The 23,369-nt window shown below is 51.3% G+C and carries 22 protein-coding genes and 1 pseudogene; 12 read left to right on the top strand and 11 right to left on the bottom strand.

The genetic code is table 11. The features are described from left to right. Positions 1–22: 22 nt before the first annotated feature. The 3 genes from recF to dnaA all read right to left on the bottom strand — a co-directional run bounded on the left by recF (position 23) and on the right by dnaA (position 3,749). Positions 23–1,096 carry a DNA replication/repair protein RecF gene (recF, locus tag ABVN36_RS21465; RefSeq protein ID WP_000060081.1) on the bottom strand — a complete coding sequence of 358 codons (1,074 nt, stop codon included), beginning with the start codon at positions 1,094–1,096 and terminating at the stop codon, positions 23–25. A gap of 147 nt (positions 1,097–1,243) precedes the next feature. After that, positions 1,244–2,344 carry a DNA polymerase III subunit beta gene (dnaN, locus tag ABVN36_RS21460; protein WP_000673474.1) on the bottom strand — a complete coding sequence of 367 codons (1,101 nt, stop codon included), beginning with the start codon at positions 2,342–2,344 and terminating at the stop codon, positions 1,244–1,246. Between the two features lie 4 nt (positions 2,345–2,348). Beyond that, the gene (dnaA, locus tag ABVN36_RS21455) at positions 2,349–3,749 is read right to left on the bottom strand and encodes a chromosomal replication initiator protein DnaA (protein ID WP_000059093.1); all 1,401 of its coding nucleotides are present in this window, start codon (positions 3,747–3,749) and stop codon (positions 2,349–2,351) included. Between the two features lie 660 nt (positions 3,750–4,409). Here dnaA and rpmH point away from each other — a divergent pair. The 6 genes and pseudogenes from rpmH to ABVN36_RS21425 all read left to right on the top strand — a co-directional run bounded on the left by rpmH (position 4,410) and on the right by ABVN36_RS21425 (position 9,401). Further along, on the top strand, positions 4,410–4,550 hold the full coding sequence (gene rpmH / locus ABVN36_RS21450; RefSeq protein WP_000831330.1) for a 50S ribosomal protein L34: 141 nt from the start codon (positions 4,410–4,412) through the stop codon (positions 4,548–4,550). A 16-nt stretch (positions 4,551–4,566) separates the two neighbouring features. Then, on the top strand, positions 4,567–4,926 hold the full coding sequence (gene rnpA / locus ABVN36_RS21445; RefSeq protein ID WP_000239725.1) for a ribonuclease P protein component: 360 nt from the start codon (positions 4,567–4,569) through the stop codon (positions 4,924–4,926). Next, positions 4,890–5,147 carry a membrane protein insertion efficiency factor YidD gene (gene yidD, locus ABVN36_RS21440; RefSeq protein ID WP_001307474.1) on the top strand — a complete coding sequence of 86 codons (258 nt, stop codon included), beginning with the start codon at positions 4,890–4,892 and terminating at the stop codon, positions 5,145–5,147. The genes rnpA and yidD overlap by 37 nt, the downstream gene beginning before the upstream one ends. Before the next feature lie 2 nt (positions 5,148–5,149). Beyond that, positions 5,150–6,796 carry a membrane protein insertase YidC gene (gene yidC / locus ABVN36_RS21435; RefSeq protein ID WP_000378278.1) on the top strand — a complete coding sequence of 549 codons (1,647 nt, stop codon included), beginning with the start codon at positions 5,150–5,152 and terminating at the stop codon, positions 6,794–6,796. A 140-nt stretch (positions 6,797–6,936) separates the two neighbouring features. After that, entirely contained in the window at positions 6,937–8,301 is a 1,365-nt protein-coding gene (mnmE, locus tag ABVN36_RS21430; protein ID WP_000019081.1) for a tRNA uridine-5-carboxymethylaminomethyl(34) synthesis GTPase MnmE, read from the top strand. A gap of 255 nt (positions 8,302–8,556) precedes the next feature. Then, positions 8,557–9,401, top strand: a pseudogene (locus ABVN36_RS21425) (tyrosine-type recombinase/integrase). A gap of 81 nt (positions 9,402–9,482) precedes the next feature. Here the strand turns inward: ABVN36_RS21425 and ABVN36_RS21420 are convergent. Beyond that, entirely contained in the window at positions 9,483–10,415 is a 933-nt protein-coding gene (locus ABVN36_RS21420; RefSeq protein ID WP_001668081.1) for a retron St85 family RNA-directed DNA polymerase, read from the bottom strand. A gap of 325 nt (positions 10,416–10,740) precedes the next feature. Next, on the bottom strand, positions 10,741–11,610 hold the full coding sequence (locus tag ABVN36_RS21415; RefSeq protein ID WP_000155089.1) for a retron St85 family effector protein: 870 nt from the start codon (positions 11,608–11,610) through the stop codon (positions 10,741–10,743). A 979-nt stretch (positions 11,611–12,589) separates the two neighbouring features. Here ABVN36_RS21415 and ABVN36_RS21410 point away from each other — a divergent pair. The 4 genes from ABVN36_RS21410 (at position 12,590) to ABVN36_RS21395 (ending at position 16,202) form a co-directional block, all read left to right on the top strand. Continuing rightward, a complete protein-coding gene (locus ABVN36_RS21410) occupies positions 12,590–13,777 on the top strand; it encodes an MFS transporter (RefSeq protein WP_001583480.1) in 1,188 nt (395 codons plus the stop codon). After that, positions 13,746–14,705 carry an HTH-type transcriptional regulator YidZ gene (gene yidZ, locus ABVN36_RS21405; RefSeq protein ID WP_000749365.1) on the top strand — a complete coding sequence of 320 codons (960 nt, stop codon included), beginning with the start codon at positions 13,746–13,748 and terminating at the stop codon, positions 14,703–14,705. Before ABVN36_RS21410 ends, yidZ begins: the two co-directional genes overlap by 32 nt. 157 nt (positions 14,706–14,862) lie before the next feature. Next, positions 14,863–15,618, top strand: a complete 756-nt coding sequence (locus ABVN36_RS21400; protein WP_023138231.1) for a 4'-phosphopantetheinyl transferase superfamily protein — start codon at positions 14,863–14,865, stop codon at positions 15,616–15,618. Further along, positions 15,618–16,202 (top strand): NADPH-dependent FMN reductase, encoded by a 585-nt coding sequence (locus ABVN36_RS21395; RefSeq protein ID WP_001536157.1) that lies wholly within the window; start codon positions 15,618–15,620, stop codon positions 16,200–16,202. The genes ABVN36_RS21400 and ABVN36_RS21395 overlap by 1 nt, the downstream gene beginning before the upstream one ends. Before the next feature lie 6 nt (positions 16,203–16,208). On the opposite strand, the gene ABVN36_RS21390 is transcribed toward ABVN36_RS21395, so the two are convergent. Together ABVN36_RS21390 and adeP are read right to left on the bottom strand one after the other, a co-directional pair. After that, a complete protein-coding gene (locus ABVN36_RS21390; RefSeq protein WP_001747551.1) occupies positions 16,209–16,634 on the bottom strand; it encodes a hypothetical protein in 426 nt (141 codons plus the stop codon). 45 nt (positions 16,635–16,679) lie between these two features. Then, positions 16,680–18,017, bottom strand: coding sequence for an adenine permease AdeP (gene adeP / locus ABVN36_RS21385; protein WP_001747550.1), 1,338 nt, complete (start codon positions 18,015–18,017; stop codon positions 16,680–16,682). A gap of 205 nt (positions 18,018–18,222) precedes the next feature. Here adeP and ABVN36_RS21380 point away from each other — a divergent pair, with 205 nt between their 5' ends. Continuing rightward, on the top strand, positions 18,223–19,032 hold the full coding sequence (locus tag ABVN36_RS21380) for a WG repeat-containing protein (protein WP_001747549.1): 810 nt from the start codon (positions 18,223–18,225) through the stop codon (positions 19,030–19,032). A gap of 12 nt (positions 19,033–19,044) precedes the next feature. Then, a complete protein-coding gene (gene yieH, locus ABVN36_RS21375) occupies positions 19,045–19,710 on the top strand; it encodes a 6-phosphogluconate phosphatase (protein WP_000061716.1) in 666 nt (221 codons plus the stop codon). Between the two features lie 94 nt (positions 19,711–19,804). Here the strand turns inward: yieH and phoU are convergent, their stop codons facing one another. The 4 genes from phoU to pstC all read right to left on the bottom strand — a co-directional run bounded on the left by phoU (position 19,805) and on the right by pstC (position 23,254). Beyond that, the gene (gene phoU / locus ABVN36_RS21370; RefSeq protein ID WP_000377800.1) at positions 19,805–20,530 is read right to left on the bottom strand and encodes a phosphate signaling complex protein PhoU; all 726 of its coding nucleotides are present in this window, start codon (positions 20,528–20,530) and stop codon (positions 19,805–19,807) included. Between the two features lie 14 nt (positions 20,531–20,544). Further along, positions 20,545–21,318, bottom strand: coding sequence for a phosphate ABC transporter ATP-binding protein PstB (gene pstB, locus ABVN36_RS21365; protein WP_000063118.1), 774 nt, complete (start codon positions 21,316–21,318; stop codon positions 20,545–20,547). A gap of 86 nt (positions 21,319–21,404) precedes the next feature. Continuing rightward, a complete protein-coding gene (pstA, locus tag ABVN36_RS21360; protein ID WP_000212197.1) occupies positions 21,405–22,295 on the bottom strand; it encodes a phosphate ABC transporter permease PstA in 891 nt (296 codons plus the stop codon). Beyond that, entirely contained in the window at positions 22,295–23,254 is a 960-nt protein-coding gene (gene pstC, locus ABVN36_RS21355; RefSeq protein ID WP_023138232.1) for a phosphate ABC transporter permease PstC, read from the bottom strand. The genes pstA and pstC overlap by 1 nt, the downstream gene beginning before the upstream one ends. Positions 23,255–23,369 lie beyond the last annotated feature (115 nt).

Here is a 23,369-nt window from a genome sequence, read left to right as displayed (position 1 = left end):
TTCTCGCTCATTTAATCTTGGGTTAATCCGTTATTTTACCCTTTTCCACGGTAAACATCTTCGAATTTTCATCCGACATGTCTATAACGTGTTCAGCGCTAATTGCGCTGACAAAGACCTGCGATTGCGTGGCTTTTAAGCGGCTGGCCAGCAGTCCGCGACGCGCATCGTCAAGTTCAGAGGCAAAATCATCTATCAGGTACAGGCAGCGCCGCCCGCTTTCGCGGGTAAGGAACTCGCCCTGCGCCAGACGTAAGGCGCACATCAATAACTTTAGCTGCCCGCGCGACAGGGTATCTTCCACCGGCGCGCCGTCAGCGCGAATGCGAAAGTCCGCTTTATGCGGCCCGTGCGCGGTGTAGGTCAACATACGGTCACGCTCAAAGCTTCGCTCCAGCACGTCCGCATAGTCCGTCTCTTTCTCCCAGCCTCGCTGGAAAGAGAACGTCAGGGAAAATTCAGGTAAAAACTGCTGACAGGTATCCGCCATGTCCTGTGCGATAGCGCTACTGTACTCCGCCCGCCAGGTACTAATTTGTTCCGCCAGCGGAATCAGCTCTTTATCCCACGGGCGCAATTGCTCATAACGACTCACCTGGCGCAGCGCGGCATTACGCTGTTTCAGCAATCGTTTCAGGTTGCTCCAGGCGGTGAAGAATCCGGCTTCGTTGTGAAAGCATCCCCAGTCAAGGAACGCTCTTCTGTATTTGGGGCCGCCGTTGAGTAAAGTAAACCCCTCCGGCGTAATCAACTGCATCGGCATTAAATGCGCCAGCTCCGCGATCTTGTGACCGTCGGTACCGTCGATACGGACCTTGCTGTCGCCCTGCTTATCTTTGGTTAAGCCAATCGACGTCTCACGCTCTTCGCCCTGTAATCGCCCGTGAAGAACAAACGCTTCCTGCTCATGACGAATCACGCGGCCAGGCTGCAAACTGCGAAACGCCCGACCATGGCCAAGCGTATAGATAGCTTCCAGCACGCTGGTTTTGCCGCTGCCGTTGGCGCCAACCAGGAAGTTAAAGCCGGGGGATAAAGCGAGATCCGCATTTTCTATGTTGCGGAAGTCTTTGATTAAAAGGCGCGTCAGTGACATATATTAGTACATTCGTCCAGGGGCGTGTGTGTCGCAGCCAGTTCGTCTACCGCCAGCGCGCAGAAAGCGGAGCGTACACGAAGTACGTGAGCATTTCGAGCACTGCCGGGAGGCGAAATGGCAAGTAAACCAGCCCCTTTTCAGATTCTACAGCCTCATTGGCATAACAACATAGGCAGCCGACTGTGACGCCGCATCTTCAATCTGTACGCTGGATACGGAATCCGTCAGCATAATGCGCACGGTTTCGCACTTCAGCGCATTGAGCACGTCCAGCACATAGCTAACGTTAAAGCCGATTTCCATCTCCGTCCCGCCGTAGCTCACGTCCAGAATCTCTTCCGCTTCTTCCTGTTCCGGGTTATTGGCAGTGATTTTGAGCTGATTCTCACTGACATACAGACGCACGCCGCGGAATTTCTCATTCGAGAGGATTGCCGCGCGGGCAAACGCCTGCTTGAGGATATCGCAGCCCGCTTCCAGATGTTTATCCGGATTCTTCGGCAGAACGCGACGGTAATCCGGGAAACGACCATCCACCAGCTTCGAGGTAAAGATAAAGTCGCCGACGTGCGCGCGGATATTATTACTGCCGATCTGCACGCGCAGCGGGTTTTCGCCGCCGTCGAGCATACGCATCAGTTCAATCACGCCTTTACGCGGCACAATCACCGAGTGGCTGGGTAAAGACGCCTCCAGCGGCATTGAGCACACCGCCAGACGGTGGCCGTCGGTCGCAACAGTGCGCAGTTCGCTGCCTTCCGTTTCAAACAGCATACCGTTTAAGTAGTAGCGCACATCCTGATGGGCCATCGAAAACTGGGTCGCTTCAATCAGGCGCTTCATCGTGGCCTGCGGCAGCGTAAATTCAACTTCGCTTTGCCAGTCGTCAAGATTCGGGAAATCGGCGGCAGGCAACGTAGACAGCGAGAAGCGGCTACGGCCAGAACGCACCAGCATCCGATCGCCTTCCAACTGAACGGCAATCTCCGCGCCCTCCGGCAGGCCGCGGCAGATATCAAAGAATTTCCGCGCCGGCACGGTAGTGGCGCCTGGCTCATGCGGCTGAGAAAGCGTAACGCGCGCGACCATCTCCATTTCAAGATCGGTGCCGGTCAGAGAAAGCGTACCGTCCGCTACCTGGAGGAGCAGGTTACCGAGAATCGGCAGCGTAGGACGACCGCCCAGCGGGCCGCTGACCTGCTGAAGCGGTTTTAATAAATGTTCACGTTCAACGGTAAATTTCATAGGATCACGACGACAATGTTCTGATTAAATTAGAAAAATCTTCTTTGATATCGTGGCTTTCTTCACGCAGTTGCTCAATTTTACGACAGGCATGAAGTACGGTAGTGTGGTCGCGCCCGCCAAACGCATCGCCGATTTCCGGCAGACTGTGGTTGGTGAGCTCTTTTGCCAGCGCCATAGCCATCTGGCGCGGACGTGCTACCGAGCGAGATCGACGCTTAGAAAGCAGATCCGCAATTTTGATTTTGTAATACTCGGCCACCGTCTTCTGAATATTGTCGATGGTGACCAGTTTTTCCTGCAACGCCAGTAAATCGCGCAGCGCTTCGCGCACAAAGTCGATAGTAATCGCCCGGCCGGTAAAGTTGGCATTGGCGATCACCCGGTTCAGCGCGCCTTCCAGTTCACGTACGTTAGAGCGTAGACGCTTGGCGATAAAGAACGCGACCTCGCCTGGCAGACGAATATCATTTTCGTCCGCTTTTTTCATCAGGATCGCCACGCGGGTTTCCAGTTCTGGCGGTTCGATCGCCACTGTCAGCCCCCAACCAAAGCGGGACTTGAGACGATCCTCAACGCCGTTGATCTCTTTCGGATAGCGATCCGACGTCAAAATGATCTGCTGATTGCCTTCCAGCAGAGCGTTAAAGGTGTGGAAAAACTCTTCCTGGGATCGTTCTTTATTGGCGAAGAATTGAATATCGTCGATCAGCAATGCGTCAACGGAGCGGTAGTAGCGTTTAAACTCTTCGATGGCGTTATTTTGCAGGGCTTTTACCATGTCCTGCACAAAGCGCTCGGAGTGCATATACACGACTTTCGCGTTGGGTTTGCGCGCCATAATGCCGTTACCCACCGCGTGCAGCAGGTGAGTTTTACCCAGACCGGTGCCGCCATAGAGGAATAACGGGTTATAAGCGCCGCCAGGATTATCCGCCACCTGACGTGCCGCCGCGCGCGCCAGTTGGTTGGATTTACCTTCGACGAAGTTATCAAATGTATGTTTTACATTGACGTTGGAGCGGTAGGTCGGCTCCGCCGGCGCTGGTACGTTATCCCAGCCCGAACGGGCCGCAGGCGCTACGCGCTGCGGCTGCGCCGTTGTTGTCTGCGCAGGCGCGACAACGTTATGCACAGGCGTTTTTAGCGTTTGCGTAACGGGCTTTGTTCCCACTTCAAAACGCAGTTGTGGGGCATCCGCGCCGCAGAATGTGTTGAGTAATCCATTGATATTGTTGAGGTACTTATCTCTTACCCAATCGAGCACAAAACGGTTTGGCGCATACAAAGCCAGCGTGTTATCGCTCAGTTCCGCCTGCAACGGGCGTATCCACATACTGAATTCTGTGGCTGGTAACTCATCCTGCAATCGGGCAAGACACTGCTGCCAAAGCGAAAGTGACACGGCGGACTCCACTCGAACAAAAGTCGATAAATGACAAAGGCTGATACATTAATGATTGTTGGCGCACGTCGATAAGACCCTGCATGAAGGGTGACGCACGAACCGCTGTCTGCGGTTTTCACGGATCTTTCAAACGATCGCGACTTCACGCAGTCTGAAAGATTTCGTGTTCATGCCTGACCAGGATCGTTTGAAACGATCAGGACCGCGGATCATAGCCTAAACTGAGCAAGAGATCTTCTGTTTCTCACAGATTCTTCCCGATTTATCCACAGGACTTTCCAGGAAAGGATAAGTGTAATCGATCCTGGGGAACTCCTGTACGCTTTCGCGCGCATATTGAAAAAATTAATAGGTAAAGGTGAGCAGACGCCTAAAAGATCGCATAAAGATCCAGGGCGATCCTTGCGCTTTACCTGGCAGTCCGTATAATTCTCCACCCGTCGCGCAATGCCCGTCATATGGCGTCAACGCTGCTTATTTTCCGCACAAAAAGGCGTGGAAAATCGCGGGAAAATAAGGAAAGAGAATTGACTCCGGAGTGTACAATTATTACAATCCGGCCTCTTTAATCACCCACACTGTGGCGTAAGTCGTTCAAAGTTTGTTCGGGTATACGCAAAAGTCAGTGAATTTATTCAAGTTTAGGTAGAAATCGCCATGAAACGCACTTTTCAACCGTCTGTACTGAAGCGCAACCGTTCTCACGGCTTCCGTGCTCGTATGGCTACTAAAAATGGTCGTCAGGTTCTGGCACGTCGTCGTGCTAAAGGCCGCGCTCGTCTGACCGTTTCCAAGTAATAAAGCTAACCCCTGAGTGGTTAAGCTCGCATTTCCCAGGGAGTTACGTTTGTTAACTCCCGCTCATTTCACATTCGTCTTCCAGCAACCTCAACGGGCTGGCACGCCGCAAATCACCATCCTCGGCCGCCTGAATTCGCTGGGGCATCCCCGTATCGGTCTTACCGTCGCCAAGAAAAACGTTCGACGTGCGCATGAACGCAACCGGATTAAACGTCTGACGCGTGAAAGCTTCCGTCTGCGCCAGCATGAACTTCCTGCAATGGATTTCGTGGTGGTGGCGAAAAAAGGGGTTGCCGACCTCGATAACCGTGCTCTCTCGGAAGCGTTGGAAAAATTATGGCGCCGCCACTGTCGCCTGGCTCGCGGGTCCTGATAGCCCTTATTCGGGTCTATCAACGCCTGATCAGCCCGCTGCTTGGGCCGCATTGTCGTTTCACGCCAACGTGCTCAAGCTACGGAATTGAGGCATTGCGCAGGTTTGGAGTGATAAAAGGCAGTTGGTTGACGGTGAAACGCGTATTAAAATGCCACCCTTTACACCCTGGTGGTGACGATCCCGTCCCGCCCGGACCATTTGATACCAGAGAACACTAACGATGGATTCGCAACGCAATCTTTTAGTCATCGCTTTGCTGTTCGTGTCTTTCATGATCTGGCAAGCCTGGGAGCAGGATAAAAATCCGCAACCTCAGACTCAACAGACCACGCAGACAACGACCACCGCAGCGGGTAGCGCCGCCGACCAGGGCGTACCAGCCAGTGGCCAGGGGAAAATGATTACGGTGAAAACCGATGTGCTTGATTTGACTATCAACACCCGTGGTGGTGATGTCGAGCAGGCCTTGCTCCCGGCTTACCCGAAAGAACTGGGTTCCAACGAACCGTTCCAGCTGCTGGAAACCACCCCGCAGTTTATCTATCAGGCGCAAAGCGGCCTGACAGGCCGTGACGGCCCGGATAACCCGGCGAACGGCCCGCGTCCGCTGTACAACGTCGAGAAAGATGCGTTTGTACTGGCCGACGGTCAGAACGAACTGCAGGTTCCGATGACTTATACTGACGCCGCAGGCAACACGTTTACCAAAACGTTTGTCTTTAAGCGTGGCGATTATGCGGTTAACGTGAACTATAGCGTGCAGAACACCGGCGAAAAACCGCTGGAAGTCTCCACCTTTGGTCAGTTAAAACAATCCGTCAACCTGCCTCCTCATCGCGACACCGGCAGCAGCAACTTTGCGCTGCATACGTTCCGCGGCGCAGCGTACTCCACGCCGGATGAGAAGTATGAGAAATACAAATTCGACACTATTGCCGATAACGAAAACCTCAACGTCAGCTCCAAAGGCGGTTGGGTGGCAATGTTGCAGCAGTATTTCGCTACCGCATGGATTCCGCGTAACGACGGCACCAACAATTTCTACACCGCCAATCTGGGTAACGGCATTGTCGCTATCGGCTATAAAGCGCAGCCGGTACTGGTACAGCCAGGCCAGACTGGCGCGATGACCAGCACCCTGTGGGTCGGCCCGGAAATTCAGGATAAAATGGCGGCTGTTGCACCGCACCTGGATTTGACCGTGGACTACGGTTGGTTGTGGTTCATCTCTCAGCCTCTGTTCAAGTTGCTGAAGTGGATCCACAGCTTTGTGGGCAACTGGGGCTTCTCCATTATCATCATTACCTTTATCGTTCGCGGTATCATGTACCCGCTGACCAAAGCGCAGTACACGTCAATGGCGAAGATGCGTATGCTGCAGCCGAAAATTCAGGCGATGCGCGAACGTCTTGGCGATGATAAACAGCGCCAAAGCCAGGAGATGATGGCCCTGTACAAAGCGGAGAAGGTTAACCCGCTGGGCGGTTGCTTCCCGCTGATCATCCAGATGCCTATCTTCCTGGCGTTGTACTACATGCTGATGGGTTCCATTGAACTGCGTCATGCGCCGTTCGCGCTGTGGATTCATGACCTATCCGCACAGGACCCGTACTACATTCTGCCGATCCTGATGGGCGTAACGATGTTCTTCATTCAGAAGATGTCGCCGACCACCGTGACCGACCCGATGCAGCAGAAGATCATGACCTTTATGCCGGTCATCTTTACGGTGTTCTTCCTGTGGTTCCCGTCAGGTCTGGTGCTGTACTATATCGTCAGCAACCTGGTCACCATCATTCAGCAGCAGCTGATCTACCGTGGTCTGGAGAAGCGTGGCCTGCATAGCCGCGAGAAGAAAAAATCCTGATTCGGTGTAGGCCGGATAAGGCGAAGCCGCCATCCGGCAAGGCGCGCCGGTCAGCCTGATGGCGCTAACGCTTATCAGGCCTACAATCAAAAGGCGGTCATATGACCGCCTTTTTTATTGCAACAAAGTTGAGACTAACCATGAGCCATAACGACACTATCGTCGCCCAGGCAACCCCACCGGGACGCGGTGGCGTGGGTATCCTGCGTATCTCTGGTCTGAAAGCGCGTGACGTTGCGCAAGAGGTGCTGGGCAAGCTGCCGAAGCCGCGCTATGCCGACTACCTGCCGTTTAAAGACGTTGACGGCAGCGCGCTGGATCAGGGTATTGCGCTGTGGTTCCCCGGCCCGAACTCCTTCACCGGTGAAGATGTGCTGGAGCTACAAGGGCACGGCGGTCCGGTGATCCTGGACCTGCTGTTAAAACGTATCCTGACGCTTCCAGGCGTGCGCATTGCCCGACCGGGCGAGTTCTCCGAGCGAGCGTTCCTCAACGATAAGCTCGATTTAGCCCAGGCAGAAGCCATTGCCGACCTGATCGATGCCAGTTCCGAACAGGCGGCGCGTTCGGCGCTAAACTCGTTACAGGGGGCATTTTCCGCCCGCGTTAACCACCTTGTGGAAGCACTTACTCACCTGCGAATCTACGTCGAAGCGGCTATTGATTTTCCGGATGAGGAGATCGACTTTCTCTCTGACGGCAAAATTGAAGCGCAGCTCAATGGCGTCATCGCCGATCTTGACGCCGTGCGAACCGAAGCGCGCCAGGGCAGCCTGCTGCGCGAAGGGATGAAGGTAGTGATTGCCGGACGCCCGAATGCCGGGAAATCCAGCCTGCTGAATGCGCTGGCAGGCCGTGAAGCGGCCATTGTCACCGATATCGCCGGTACCACGCGCGACGTGTTGCGCGAGCATATTCACATCGACGGGATGCCGCTGCATATCATCGATACCGCCGGACTGCGCGACGCCAGCGACGAAGTTGAGCGTATCGGCATCGAACGCGCCTGGCAGGAGATTGAACAGGCCGATCGCGTGCTGTTTATGGTGGATGGCACCACGACGGACGCCGTTGACCCTGCCGACATCTGGCCGGACTTTATCGCCCGTCTGCCCAAAAATCTACCGATTACCGTGGTACGTAACAAGGCGGATATCACCGGCGAAACGTTGGGTATTAGTGAAGTAAACGGTCACTCACTGGTTCGCCTCTCGGCGCGTACCGGCGAAGGCGTCGACGTGTTGCGTAACCACCTCAAGCAAAGCATGGGGTTTGATACCAATATGGAAGGCGGCTTCCTGGCCCGTCGCCGTCACCTACAGGCGCTGGCGGAAGCCGCTGAACACCTTGAGCAGGGCAAAGCGCAGCTATTAGGCGCATGGGCAGGGGAACTGCTGGCGGAAGAGTTGCGCCTGGCGCAGCAAAGCTTAAGCGAGATTACCGGCGAGTTTACCTCCGACGACCTGCTGGGACGGATTTTCTCCAGCTTCTGTATTGGTAAGTAAGTTTTAGTCCATCCTCGTCCGTGAACGTTCACTAACCCGCATTAACTGCCTGTTAATGCGGGTTTTTACTTTCCATACTCGTCCATAGTCGTGCGGGTTCATCCGCGATTTTTGTGTCCTGAATTGTCCCCATCTTTAAATCCCTCGTGTACCATTGTTTACTTTTTGATCTAAAAATTACATCAAATGAACACAAAAAACGGTATAAAAAACGCTCAAAGATCCCTTCTCATAGACACACTATAGAGGTGAGATATGGCACTTTCAGATACCAAATTACGCACACTTGCTCCCAGAAACCGCCCCTGGCAACTTGCCGATCATGACGGGTTGGTGATTGAAGTTCTTCCCACCGGAGGAAAAATCTGGCGTTTCCGCTACCGCTTTGACAACAAATCGTAACAGATCACGCTGGGCGAATACCCAGCTTTCTCACTTGCAGAAGCGCGGCTCTGGCGTGAAAAGTGCCGCTCACTGGTTGCCCATGGCATCAATCCCGCGCAGAAAAAGCAGGAAGAAAAGCTTAAACACAAAGACCCAACGGCAGCCAAAACATTCGCCAAACGCTGGCTCTGCACCTGCTAATTATCTGCATGGTGCGTAAATCAGAACTGATTGAAGCAACATGGAGTGAAGTTAACTTCAATTCGCTGGAATGGCGTATACCCGGCGAAAGAATGAAGATGGATAACCTGCTTCCGCTATCAAAACAAGCGCTGGCGATGTTCGAAGAGCTAAAATTTCTGGCCGGAGATTCCCCTTATGTCTTCCCCAGCCGACACGGCTACCGACGTCCGATCTCCAAAACAACGTTGAACTGTGCGGTGCGTACGCTGGATCTGAACGTCAGGGATTTTGTTATTCATGACTTCCGGCGTACTGCCAGCACATTGCTACATGAGCAGGGCTACAACTCGGATTGGATAGAGAAATACCTAGCGCATAAGATCGGCGGCGTTCACGGTGTCTACAACCGTGCGGAGTACCTAAATCGGCGCCGGGAGATGCTTCAGTTTTGGGCGGATTTTGTTGATGCGCAGATTGAGGAGGGGCGGAAGGTGGTTATAGGGAAGTTTGGGAAGGCTTATGAAGCCAAATGATTTGCTTAAATATTTATTATATAAAATGAAATATGCCATTATTATAATGGCATGATCGATTAAGTGTTGTGGGAATAAAAATCACTCTGTAACTTCCTTTGTTTTTAAAGCATCATAGTATTTTTTTAATTTACTATATCGGTCCTGATCAACACCTTTAATATATGCCAATATGCCTTGTATAATTAATATACTTTCATTGTCATTTTTATGGCATAAATGGAATATTTTATTTCGATACATATTGTATTTTCTTTGACCGATCCCAAGTTTCGGAGTTACAACTAATCCAGTAATTTCTCTTTTTGAACGAGGTCCTGATAACATTTCCTTATTTTTATTAATAACATATCCTTCCTCAGAAAGAATTAGTTTTATAACAACCCATGCCTTTTTAACTATACTTAATTTATTTCCAGAAATTGAAATATCATCTGCATATCTGGTGAAAGTTAAAGCATGACGATCACAATACTTCCCAATTCTTTGATCCAATCTTAAACATACCAGATTAGATAAACATGGTGATGTTGGTGCTCCTTGAGGTAGATATCCATTTAACGTACAAATTGAAGTTAAACTGTACGCAATTTGTTTAGAGTAGCCAGCAGCACGAAAAACAGAATATACATAACTTGCTTTTATACTTGGGAAAAAATCCTTTAAGTCTAACTTGAGTATATATTGGTTACCTGTATGAGGAATAGCATTTCTCTTTAATGCTATTCCAGGAACAAATCCTGTTGCATACACGGATGGCTGAAGCTTCTCTAAAATATGTCTAAGAATCCATCTCTGAATGGCTTTCAATTGTCGGTTAGGGCTATCGATTGGCCTATATCCGCCATTTTTCTTGGGTACTGAAATATGACAATAATACCGAGAATTATCATTTAAATATTGAGACAACAAAGGAGATGGAAGCCGGGTTTTAACCGAAAGATCTTCTATAGATTGTAATATTGGAAGCGAAAGTAGTCTTTGTGTATATAGACTTTGCGAATATTTTGCCAAAATATACTCTCCAATATACATTAACCAAAAAATGCTAACTCCTAACGACTAAGGAGAGGCGAGCAGGGCTTAAAAACCCTGTGAGGCAGGGTTTTTAAGCCCTGCACTAGCCTCGTAATGCGTACGAGACGCCAAAACCACGGGGGGTGGTTTTGGCGGCTCGATCGCATTACCGTGCGACCGCTAAATTGTAGGAGTAGAGTTACTGCTTCTCTATCCTCTGGAACCTCACACTGTGCTTAAGGCCTTACACAAATGGTCAGTACCCGCTTAGGAGTTAGCCTATTGATTATCATACTTTCTTTTTACTATGTCTATACTTTGCTTACAATTGTTTGTTCATAATTGAAATCCTGAGATTCGTGATTTCATTTAGGGCATAATATTTAAGCTGGACATCACTGAAGCCACGATCTGTTAAAATATATTCATTACCAATCTTATCAATAAATTGAGATCTAGTTAAAGAATGAATTGCAGCTTTACATCCAATCAACTCTTGGTTCGTTAATTTTTTCTCAAGTACCATTGACATTAATTTATGTATTGAGGTGATATTTAACTCATCAAATAGATAAATTAATAATAAAATATGATTCTGATATAATAATATATTATTAATAGACTTTGACCGTCTTCCTGAAGGAATCATTTTTTTAACTGTTTTAATTATTTCAGAAAAATGCTCTTTGTTTTTATAATCAAAATCATGAGGTATATCGAGGATTTTACCCTTGGCAGATCTTACTAGTCTTATAGGCCCATGGTTAATAAAACTTTTATCAGCCTTATATTTGTTTTGCCGTAGAACCAACATTTTCTCAGCTAGTTCTTTTCTTGTTGAAAATGCTCCAAGTTCAGCAAAAGAACCAGGGCTTTCAGGAATAAGAATAATCAAATCAACCGCTTCAGCTAATTGTTGCTCAAGCGAAAGAAGACTATTGTTCGCTTGTCCCTCCAATAAATCCTCAAATAAATCTTCCGGATAGGCAAGCTGATAATTTGTATTATGCTCTAAAAGTTGCGATATTTTGAAACGATAACTCTCTTTATCTGATTTATCTTTACCACAAATAAAGATAACTTTTTTTGTATCGTTAATACCATTAATAATTATATTTCTTATTGTATCAATGGACTTTTTTATATCTGAGCTAGATAAATCTTCTATTTTTACTGAAGCTTGTATAGTCATATTTTCTACTTTCTAATAAATGACACATAAGAGTATAATGCCACAATGAGCCCTTCTTTTCTATAGAGATTCAAAGCAGTTATAAGGCCGATTAAAAACATGAGTACGGTGAGTTTTATACCTAGTGATCATTATCGATATCCATCACAAAACGGAATCATAACCAACTCTAGGTTACTTATTGGTTTATTTATTAAGAATTCTTCAAATCCCAAAAACAGTTTCCCGCAGCTTTCTCCCTCCCCACGCTTTACCCTATCCCCAACTCATAGCAGTACCCCTAAAAGCTTCCTGTTCTAAGACGAACTGCGACCTGTAAGAAGCGCCTTTGGCGGTCAGCCCCCCGGTCACCCAGGGAACGAAGCGTGGCCTGAAACTGACCTCCTGTCTCGATACAGGTGACCACACCCTTTATCGCTACCCTGTTGCAAGCGTAGCGGCAGACAGAACGCTGTAGAGAAGTCGGACGGCATTGCCGAAGGCTTTCCGTCCGTACTTCCTGCTGAATGTGCAAAACGCGGCGTCACTTTTAAGAGCGTAAGAGAGTGAAAGTGACGCCAGCGCGCAGATCAGCTTCAACCCGGCTACTGCCTGCAAACCCACTGCAACAAACTGGCTGACACTCAAACAGATGTCAGAAATTCACTTAACAGGGTCAATCTGGCCGGGATCTCAAAAAATGCATGGAACTAAAACGGGTCTATTTACAGTTTCACCAGCTACTTAGTTTTTGTGTCCTTGAATGTGCCCATAGCCATGTTTTCAAGGCAAATTATAGATTATATATCAACGGATTATCTAGATTTTCCAGTTTCTATATTGCGTTGATTGTGCCGGGTGGTGGCTGACGCCATCCGGCTTACGTCACTGCCGGGGTGATATCTCATTGCCTCATAGGAAATCACTGTTGTCCAAATGGCAACTCGTCTCGCGCAACGTCGCCCCGTATTCTTAGCGCCACACTTTTCGTGAGGCCGCTATGAAACGTTTTCTACTGTGTAGTTTTGCCCTGGTTTTACTCTATCCTGCCGGTATTGATATGTATCTGGTCGGTTTACCGCGTATAGCCGCCGATCTGAACGCCAGCGAGGCGCAGTTGCATATCGCCTTCTCCGTTTACCTGGCCGGAATGGCGACGGCCATGCTGTTTGCCGGGAAGATAGCCGACCAGTCAGGCCGCAAGCCGGTCGCGATCGTCGGCGCGCTCGTCTTTATGATGGCCTCACTGCTTTGTTCACGGGCGTCGGAAGGCTCGCTATTTCTGAGTGGGCGTTTTCTTCAGGGAGTAGGCGCAGGCGGCTGCTATGTGGTGGCGTTCGCCATTCTGCGCGACACGCTCGACGAGCATCGCCGGGCGAAAGTGCTGTCATTATTGAATGGGATTACCTGTATTGTGCCGGTACTCGCCCCGGTGATGGGGCATTTGATTATGCTTCGTTTCCCCTGGCAAAGTCTGTTCTATACGATGTCCGCGATGGGCATTATTGTGGGCCTGTTATCACTGTTTATCCTGCGCGAGACGCGCCCGGCAAGGCTGGCTCCACGCGATTTATCACGATCGTCCCCCGCCGCCGAGTCGCTGGTTAACCGTTTTTTCGTTAGTCGACTGGCGATCACCACCCTTAGCGTGTCGGTGATCCTGACCTTCGTCAATGCCTCTCCAGTGCTGCTGATGGAGGTGATGGGATTTAGTCGTGGCGACTATGCCATTACCATGGCGCTCACCGCAGGCGTCAGTATGGTCGTCTCTTTTTCCACCCCTTTTGCGCTTGGGTTATTTAAGCCGCGAACTTTAATGCTCGTCTCACAGGGGCTGTTTTTGACGGCTGGCGTGACGTTAAGCCTTGCTCATACCAATACCGTCACACTCTTTGGCCTGACGCTTATCTGCGCCGGATTCTCGGTTGGTTTTGGCGTCGCGATGAGCCAGGCGCTGGGGCCATTTTCGCTGCGCGCCGGAGTGGCCAGTTCCACGCTCGGTATCGCGCAGGTTTGCGGTTCATCACTGTGGATTTGGCTGGCGGCAATACTCGGTATCAGCGCGATGAATATGCTGATCGGGATTCTGATTGGTTGTAGCATAGTGAGTATTCTGCTGATCTTCTCCGTCGCGCCCAACAGGTCCGTAGCCGAGCATGAAGAAATCCCTTACCAATCTCGATCTTAATCTGCTGTTATGCCTACAGTTACTCATGCAGGAGCGCAGCGTCACTAAAGCTGCAAAACGGATGAACGTAACGCCCTCGGCGGTCAGCAAATCGCTGGCGAAACTCCGGGCATGGTTTGACGATCCGCTGTTCGTCAATACGCCGCTGGGCCTGGCGCCGACGCCGCTGATGGTCAGTATGGAGCAAAGTCTGGCGGACTGGATGCAGATGGGGAACCAACTGCTTGATAAGCCGCATCATCAAACGCCACGCGGTTTAAAATTTGAGTTGGCGGCAGAGTCGCCGCTGATGATGATTATGTTTAATTCACTGTCGCAGCAGATTTATCAGCGCTATCCGCAGGCTACCATTAAGGTTCGCAACTGGGATTATGACTCGCTGGAGGCGATTACGCGCGGGGAAGTCGATATCGGATTTACCGGACGCGAAAGCCATCCCCGCTCGCGAGAATTGCTCAGTCTGTTGCCGCTCGCGATTGATTTTGAGGTGTTGTTTAGCGATTTACCGTGGGTCTGGCTGCGGGAAGATCATCCGGCGCTGCGCGAAGCGTGGGATCTGGACACTTTTCTACGCTACCCGCATATCAGTATTTGCTGGGAGCAAAGCGATACCTGGGCGCTGGATGATGTCCTGCAAGAAATGGGACGCAAACGCCATATCGCGTTGAGCCTGCCGGGGTTCGAGCAGTCGCTCTTTATGGCCGCCCAGCCGGATCACACCCTGATAGCAACCGCGCCGCGCTATTGCCAGCACTACAATCAGCTCCACCAGCTACCGTTAGTGGCGCGCCCCCTGCCTTTTGATGCGCAACAGCGGGAAAAGCTGATGGTGCCGTTTACCCTATTATGGCACAAACGTAATAGTCATAATCCCAAGATTGTGTGGCTACGACAGGCTATCAACACGCTCTGCCGTCGCCTTATCTGACCACCTGCGTTGATAAATTAACCTTCCTCTTACCAGAAATGTCACCGTCTGATTAAAGAACCTTCTGAAATTGAATTTTTAGCGCGTAAAACCTGTCCATAATTTACGTTAATGTTACTCTCGTCATTATCACGGCCCATTAATCACGGAGCGAAAAATGGCGACTCACTTTGCCAGAGGGATACTTACGGAGGGACAGTTGGTTTCAATTCGTCTCTCTTCGTCTTGCCATATTGAAGCCAGAAACCTGCCTGCTCACCGACGAACGCGTTTTCTCGCCTCCAGAGGCCTTCTTGCCGAACTGATGTTTATGCTGTACGGAATTAGCGAGCTGCCGGAAATCATTATTCAGGCGAAAGGTAAACCCGCGTTTCGTGACAAAAATCTGCCAGGTTTTTCTATCTCCTACGCCGGAAATATGGTTGGCGTGGCGTTGACCACCGAAGGAGAGTGCGGGCTGGATATGGAATTACAGCGCACCTCCCGCGGCTTTCACCATCCGCATTCGCTCGAACGCCACCCTTTCTCCCGTAATGAAAAATTATGGGTAGCCAATCAAAACGATCCCAACGAAGCGCGAGCGCAACTCATCACATTGCGCCAGAGCGTGTTAAAACTCACCGGCGATGTCATGAATGACGATCCGCGGGAGCTGCAACTTTTACCCGTTGCCGGACGCCTGAAGTGCGCGCATGTCACACAGCTTGAAGCCGTATGCGATGCAGAAGATGTGCTGGTATGGTCCGTAACCGTTACGCCAGCGATAGAAAAATTAAAAGTGTGGGAGTTCGATGGCAAACTGGGCTGGAAAAGCCTGCCCGATATCCAGACGCGCGCCAATGAGCCAACCGGCCGTCTGATGCGATTCGCCCAACTCCCCGCCGCCAAATCGTATACGCTTAATCGTTCATAATGAAAAAAGGGGCACGTATGTCTGAAACGCTGAATGTGGTTACATTGCTGGGAAGTTTACGCAAAGGTTCCTTTAACGGGATGGTGGCGCGTACGCTGCCTAAAGTCGCGCCGGCAGGAATGACGGTATCGCCGCTGCCTTCGATCGGGGATATTCCGCTGTATGACGCCGATATCCAGCAGGAAGAGGGATTTCCAGCCAGCGTAGAGGCGCTGGCGGAGCAGATTCGCAACGCCGACGGCGTCGTCATTGTGACGCCGGAATATAACTATTCCGTTCCCGGCGGCCTGAAGAATGCCATCGACTGGCTATCCCGTCTGCCTGAGCAGCCGCTGGCGGGTAAGCCCGTTCTTATCCAGACCAGTTCAATGGGGGCGATTGGCGGCGCGCGCTGCCAGTATCATCTGCGCCAGATTCTGGTGTTCCTTGATGCAATGGTGATGAACAAACCGGAGTTTATGGGCGGCGTGATTCAGAATAAAGTCGATCCGCAGACTGGAGAAGTGGTGGATCAGGGAACGTTAGATCATTTGACCGGTCAGTTGACCGCATTTGGCGAGTATATTCAGCGGGTGAAACACTGAGGATTATCACCGTAGTAAATACGCGTGCTTTTTTAGTAAAGCACGCATATCCGATGTGATGTAAAAAGCATCTTCCAACTCTTCATCCTTACAGTCCGTACATGACCAATACCACACTGTATAGATATGTCTGGTGATATGTTTATCCAGTAAGTCATAGATTACTGGCCAGGAAGGATGCTTATGGTACTGCTCACCAAAGTTATCTATACATTCAAGAAGTATTATCATTAACACAAAGCATTCATCATCGTTGCATTCGCTATAAGCCGATAAAAACTCATCCAACCGTCGATTATCCGCAACCTCGATTGGCCAATCTTGCATGCAAGATTCATTAGGCAGGCTGAAACGCTGAGCCAGGGAATCGATAGCCTGGCCTGTTTCATAACGAATTAAATGTTTGGGGAGATGAATAAATATTTTGTCCATGTTTCTATACGTTAATGGGCGGTTTTACCGCCCATTTCGTTGTTCTTAGTGGCCGTCAATAAACACAATCTTCAGCACGAATAACAGCGCGACAATCACTACGCACGGGCTAAGGTCGCGCAGGCGACCGGTACCGATTTTCATCACGCAGTAAGAGATAAAGCCCAGCGCGATACCTTCGGTGATCGAGAAGCTAAACGGCATCATTACCGCCGTAATAAACGCCGGGACCGATTCGGTTAAATCCTGCCAGTTTACCCGCGCCAGGCTGGAGGTCATCAGCACGCCGACGTAAATCAGCGCGCCCGCCGCCGCGTAAGGCGGCACCATGCCCGCCAGCGGCGACAGGAAGATAACCAGCAGGAACAAAATACCGACCACCACCGCCGTCAAACCGGTGCGACCGCCCACCGAAACGCCGGAAGACGATTCAATATAAGCGGTCACAGAAGACGTTCCGACAAATGCGCCAGTGACGGAAGAGATACTATCAACAAACAGCGCCTGCTTCATGCGCGGGAATTTGCCTTTCTCATCCGCCAGGCCGGCTTTATCGGTCACGCCAATCAGCGTACCGGAGGAGTCAAACAGGTTTACCAGCATGAAGGAGAAAATAACCCCCGCCAGGCCAAGATTGAACGAGCCTGCCAAATCGACATGCCCTACCACGCTGGTGACGCTTGGTGGCGCGGAGACAATGCCGTTGTAGTGTACATCACCCATCATCCAGCCAAGCAGCGTCGTGACGATGATGGACACCAGCACCGCCGCATGAATGTTGCGCGAAGCGAGAATCGCAATAATAAAGAATCCGAGAACCCCCAGCAGCACGCTGTGCGAGGTCAGGTTGCCGATGCTGACCAGCGTTTCCGGGTTAGCGACAATCACGCCGGCGTTTTTCAGCCCCATCATGCCGATAAACAGGCCGATGCCGCTGGTGATGCCCACGCGCAGGCTGACCGGAATGTTGGCGATCATCCAGTAACGCACGCGGAAGATAGTCAGCAATAAAAGACCAACAGCGCCCCAGAAAATGGCGCCCATGCCTACCTGCCACGGCAGTCCCATTGCCTGCACAACCACGAAGGCAAAGAACGCGTTCAGCCCCATCGCGGGCGCCAGCGCCACCGGCAGGTTAGCGAACAGGCCCATCAGAATACTGCCAAAGGCCGCAATCAGACAGGTGGTCACAAAGACGGCGCTGGTGTCCATGCCAGCTACGCCCAGAATTTGCGGGTTAACAAAAACGATATAAACCATCGTCAGGAAAGTGGTAAAACCGGCGATCACTTCGGTTCGTGCCGTCGTGCCATGTTCGCGCAGTTTAAACACGCGTTCCAGCATACCCTGACCAGAAGCCTGGGTGGTGTGTTGTTGACTCATTATCAATTTCCGGAGAAAGGAGGGAAAATTCGCCGTTATCCTATACCAAAATGCGACACCTGGCGCAGTTGTGTGGTAATTTTTTTCACTCAATTTGTTAGTACGGCAACGATTGCGTCCCCTCATTCAGCATTACGTAAACGTTAAACTAGCGATATGAGACAGGAAATACTGAGGCAGCGACCAGGATATGAAAAGGATTTTTATGTTTACCCGTCTGTTTTTCTTACTCGCGTTGGTTTCTTCAACATCCGGGGCGGCAGGCTCATCCATTCTGAGTCTTATCAGCACCATTCAACCAAAAACTTACCTGAACGCACCGGTACCGTTACCGCTAAAACCTGACCGGGTAGAAATATCTGACGTTTCTTTTAGCGCCGACGGTTTAAGACTGCCAGTAACGCGCTTTTACGTCATCTGTCAGGATGAGTTTTGTGGACTCTACAACGCCGCTGGGCAGGCAATCATTCCGTGGCAAAAAATCTATATTGAGAATTATGACAGCGAAACAGATCTGTTTTACGTCTCAACATCGTTCACCGGTAACCATACCGGTTTGTATAGCGCCCGCCAGCAGCAATTTATCTACCCGCCCGTCTATTCCAGCATTGAGTTAGCCGAAAGCAGCGCCATAGTTTTTCTCTGGACTTACCAGAATAGCGCTCAGCTAAGCGGCCTGGGCGATGCTTACGGCAATGTGATTATTGCGCCGCAATTTTCGTCGATACAGATGATAAACCAGCGACCCGATGCGTTTGTCGCGGGAAAGCGGATGAACGACAAGATTTTATACGGCCTTTTTGATTTTTCAGGAAACATCATTATTCCCTTTCGCTACGATACTGTCTCTAATACAGATTATCGGTACAATATCAACTTCATCGCCGTTGCTAAAAACGGGCGCTGGGGAGTGATCGATAAAACAGGCAACCTGGTCAGGCCGCTGCGCTACAGTCGGGATGACACAGAAAAATGGTTAACGCAACGCGGCGCGCGTCCACGGTTTGGCGACTAAACAGGAAACATCATGTCCATGATAGAAGCGGTATTTTTCGATTGCGACGGTACGCTGGTCGATAGTGAAGTGATCTGTTCACGCGCCTATGTCGCAATGTTTCAGGAATTTGGCATCACGCTCGATCTCGAAACGGTATTTAAACGCTTTAAGGGCGTAAAACTCTACGAAATTATCGAAACTATCAGCAAGGAGTACGGTGTCACACTAAGACGCGACGTCCTGGAGCCGGTGTATCGCGCCGAGGTTGCGCGTCTGTTCGATACCGAACTGGAAGCGATCGCGGGCGCAAATACCCTGCTGGAGAGCATTAAGACGCCGATGTGCGTGGTATCCAACGGGCCGGTCAGTAAGATGCAGCACTCGCTGGGTAAACTGGGCATGTTGCATCATTTTCCCGATTTGCTGTTTAGCGGTTACGATATTCAACGCTGGAAGCCCGATCCGGCGCTGATGCTCCATGCGGCGAACGCCATGAAGGTCAATGTTGAGAAGTGTATTCTGGTGGATGATTCCAGCGCGGGCGCGCAGTCAGGAATTGCAGCGGGAATGGAAGTGTTTTATTTCTGCGCCGATCCGCATAACAAGCCGATCGATCACCCTAACGTGACGACGTTTACCGATTTGGCGCAGTTGCCGGGATTGTGGAAAGCGCGCGGGTGGGAGATTACGCGTTAACTGAAATGCCGGATGGCGCTAACGCTTATCCGGCCTACAGCATCTGTACCTGTAGGCCCGGTAAGCGCAGCGCCACCGGGCAAAAGAATGAGATTTACTCTTTCGGGTCTTTCCCCGCCAGCAGCTTATCCAGCTCATCGCCGCCGACGTGACGGAAATCCTGCCCCTTCACGAAGTAGAAGATGTATTCGCAGATATTCTGGCAACGGTCGCCGATACGCTCGATAGAACGAGCGCAGAATAACGCGGTCAGCACGCTGGGAATGGTGCGCGAGTCTTCCATCATGTAGGTCATCAGCTGACGCACGATACCTTCGTACTCCTGGTCAACTTTCTTGTCTTCACGGTAGATACGCACCGCTTCGTCGAGATCCATGCGCGCGAACGCATCCAGCACGTCGTGCAGCATCTGCACGGTGTGGCGGCCCAGTGACTCCAGACTCACCAACAGCGGCTGGTGCTGCTGGGAGAATTTCTCCAGCGCGGTACGGCAGATTTTATCCGCCACGTCGCCAATGCGCTCCAGTTCGGCGATGGTTTTGATAATCGCCATTACCAGACGCAGATCGCTCGCCGTCGGCTGGCGCTTGGCGATAATACGCACACAGGCTTCATCGATGGCGACTTCCATCATATTAACCTGATGATCGCCTTCTACCACGCGCTTCGCCAGCTCGCTGTCCTGGTTGTGCATGGCGGTGATAGCGTCAGAAAGCTGCTGCTCCACCATGCCGCCCATGGTCATTACCTGAGTGCGGATGCTTTCCAGTTCGGCATTGAACTGGCCGGAAATATGTTTATTAAGGTTCAGACTGTCCATTACGCACTCCTGAATTAACCGTAACGACCGGTGATATAGTCTTCTGTTTGTTTCTTCGCGGGCTTGGTGAACAGATCGTCCGTGTTGCTGAACTCAATCAACTCGCCCAGGTACATAAACGCCGTATGATCGGAGCAACGTGCCGCCTGCTGCATGTTGTGGGTCACGATCACCACGGTGTAATCCTGTTTCAGCTCGGTGATCAGCTCTTCAATACGCCCGGTAGAGATCGGGTCCAGAGCTGAGCATGGCTCATCCAACAGCAGCACTTCCGGGCGAATGGCGATACCGCGCGCAATGCACAGGCGCTGCTGCTGACCACCGGAGAGAGAGTACCCGCTCTGGTGCAATTTATCTTTGGTTTCGTTCCATAATGCGGCTTTGGTCAACGCCCACTGCACGCGCTCGTCCATATCGGCACGAGACAGCTTCTCAAACAGACGCACGCCAAAGGCGATATTGTCATAGATGGACATCGGGAACGGCGTCGGCTTCTGGAATACCATCCCCACTTTTGCGCGCAGCAGCGCGATATCCTGGGTGTTGGTGAGAATATTGTCGCCATCCAGCAGAATTTCACCTTCCGCGCGCTGCTCCGGATAAAGCGAATACATTTTATTGAAGGTACGCAGTAGCGTTGATTTACCGCAGCCGGATGGCCCGATAAATGCCGTTACCTGATTCTTCGCGATATCCAGATTAATGTTCTTCAGGGCATGGAATTTGCCGTAGTAGAAGTTCAAATCACGAACCTGAATCTTACTCGGGGCAGTTTCAACCATACTCATTTCACTCTTTTCCTCATCCAGCGCCGCATCCGCCACGCCGTAAAATAATGCCTGATGGCGCTACGCTTATCAGGCCTACAATGTCTTTAACCGTGTTTTTTCTTCGCGAAAACAACACGCGCCAGAATATTCAGCAGCAGTACGCACAGGGTAATAATCAGCACGCCCGCCCAGGCTAATTGTTGCCATTCGGCAAATGGGCTCATCGCGAATTTAAAGATGGTCACCGGCAGGTTGGCGATCGGCTGCATCATGTCGGTGCTCCAGAACTGGTTCGAGAGCGCGGTAAACAACAATGGCGCCGTTTCGCCGGCGATACGCGCAATAGCCAGCAGGATACCGGTCATAATCCCGGAGATAGAGGCTTTCAGCGTAATCGCGGAGATCATCTTCCACTTCGGCGTACCCAGCGCATAGGCGGCTTCACGCAGGCTATCCGGCACCAGCTTGAGCATGTTTTCAGTGGTACGGATAACGATCGGTACCTGCAACAGCGCCAGCGCAATCACCCCTGCCCAGCCGGAGAAGTGCTGCATCTGCGCCACCACGATGGTGTAAACAAACAGCCCCACAACAATTGACGGCGCGGAAAGCAGAATGTCGTTAATAAAGCGAATGATTTCCGCCAGCCAGGATTTACGGCCATACTCCGCCAGATAGATCCCGGCCATAATCCCCAGCGGCGTACCCAATACGGTAGCCCAGAGAATCAACAATCCACTCCCGGCCAGGGCGTTCGCCAGCCCGCCGCCCGCCGTGTTCGGCGGCGGCGTCATTTCGGTAAACAGCGCCAGCGACATACCATCAATACCGCGCGTGATGGTGGACATCAAAATCCAGATCAGCCAGAACAGGCCAAATGCCATCGTCGCCATTGAGAGCGTTAGTGCGATACGGTTCTTCATGCGGCGACGCGCCTGCATCTTGCGACGGGATTCCGCGAGCTGCGCGGTGTTCTGCATATCAAGCGTAGCCATTAACGTGCTCCCTCATTCTTCGCCAGACGCATAATCATGAACTTAGACGCCGCCAGGACGATAAAGGTGATCACAAACAGGATCAGCCCCAGCTCCATCAACGCTGCCACGTGCAGACCCGATTCCGCCTCAGCGAATTCGTTCGCCAGCGCGGAAGTGATGCTGTTGCCCGGCATATACAGCGACGCGCTGTCGAGCTGGTAGGTGTTGCCGATGATAAAAGTGACCGCCATCGTTTCACCCAGAGCACGGCCCAGCCCCAGCATAATGCCGCCGATCACGCCATTTTTGGTGAACGGTAGCACGATGCGCCAGATAACTTCCCAGGTAGTACAGCCGATACCGTAAGCGGACTCTTTCATCATTACCGGCGTTTGCTCGAAGACGTCGCGCATAACCGCCGCAATGTAGGGGATGATCATGATGGCGAGGATGACGCCCGCCGCCAGAATGCCGATACCAAACGCCGGGCCGGAGAACAGCGCGCCGACAAACGGAATGTTGGAAAGAATATTGCCGACCGGCTCCTGGAAGTACGTCGCAAACAGCGGCGCGAAGATAAACAGCCCCCACATGCCGTACACGATACTGGGGATCGCCGCCAGCAGCTCAATGGCGATGCCGAGCGGACGCTTTAGCCAGCCTGGCGCCAGCTCGGTTAAAAACAGGGCAATGCCGAAACTGACCGGAACAGCGATCAGCAGTGCGATAAAGGAGGTCACCAGCGTGCCGTAAATGGGCACCAGTGCGCCGTAGATATCGTTTGGCGCGTCCCATTCCTTAGTCCAAAGAAATGAGAAACCAAATTTCAGAATACTTGGCCAGGAGGAGATGATCAATGAGACGATAATACCGCCCAACATCAATAGCACAATCAGCGCAGCCAGTTTTACCAGCGCGCTGAAAATCATGTCGCCTTTTTTACCCGGCGGGTTAAAAGCAGGCTTGGTTGCAGCCATAAATTACTCTTTCCATTAAACGCGTTTTACGACGTTGCCCCTGCCGGATGGCGCTACGCTTATCCGGCCTACAACGTGGGCCTGCGGTCGAAACCGTAGGGCGGATAAGCGTAGC

The organism is Salmonella sp. SJTUF15581, assembly GCF_043356775.1.
In the GTDB taxonomy this organism is placed as follows: domain Bacteria; phylum Pseudomonadota; class Gammaproteobacteria; order Enterobacterales; family Enterobacteriaceae; genus Salmonella; species Salmonella enterica.
This window is presented reverse-complemented; position numbering and strand designations above follow the sequence as displayed.